Source organism: Streptomyces sp. NRRL WC-3549 (assembly GCF_000721935.1).
Classification (GTDB): Bacteria; Actinomycetota; Actinomycetes; order Streptomycetales; family Streptomycetaceae; genus Streptomyces.
The window spans coordinates 62,069-62,856 of the sequence record NZ_KL585445.1 but is presented as its reverse complement, the minus strand read 5'-3'; the positions used below and the strand labels follow the sequence as shown (position 1 = coordinate 62,856).

General features: G+C 72.7%; 1 protein-coding gene. It reads right to left on the bottom strand.

The genetic code is table 11. The annotated features are described in order from the left end of the window. Window positions 1–621 (bottom strand): class I SAM-dependent methyltransferase (locus tag IH13_RS0134520; RefSeq protein ID WP_031090839.1); only part of this gene is annotated, 621 nt, incomplete at its 3' end. Window positions 622–788 lie beyond the last annotated feature (167 nt).

Here is a 788-nt window from a genome sequence, read left to right as displayed (position 1 = left end):
GTCCGGCGGCAGCCGCAGTTCGGCGACCGGGCGCAGCCCGGCCTCCTCGATCAGGGCCACCAGCTGCTCCGGCCGCCACTGGTGAGTCGTCCAGCGGACGGGTACCCCGCCGTAGGCCTCCGTGCGCACCACGTCCTCGTCACCGACGTGGGTCGCGGTGATGAAGTGCCCGCCCGGCTTCAACGCGCGCACGAACAGGGCGAGGACCTGGGGAAGGACGTCGCGGGGGAGGTTGAACAGGGACCACCACCCGAGCACCCCGCCGAGGGAGGCCTCGGCGAGGTCGAGCTCGGTGGCGGAGGCCACGTCGAAGCGGCACTCCGGGTGGAGGCGGCGGGCGTTCTCGATCATGCGGGGGGAGAGGTCCACGCCGGACACGTCGAGTCCGCGTCCGGCGAGGTAGGCGGTCACCGTCCCGGGGCCGCAGCCGACGTCGAGGACGGGGCCGAGCCCGCTCACGGTGTCGGCGAAGGCGTCGACCGAGGCCTTGAGCCAGGGATGCGTGCGGATGTCACCGACCCCCGTCGTCACCACCATGTGGACGTAGTTGTCGGCCACCTGGTCATACGACTCCCGGACCACGTCGAGATCGCTCGGGCGGTCGATACCGTGTGTGCGCATCTGCCAACCATAGTGGCGGGCAGCGCAGTTGTGGCAGGAGCGACCGTCTGCCCCGGGCTGGGTGGGCAGGGCCCGTCCGGGGCCGCGGCAGGGGCGCTCCTCCGCGGGGCGGACACGAAGAAGCCCCCTCGCTTCCGCGAGGGGGCTTCTTCCGTCGGTGCGCCGCC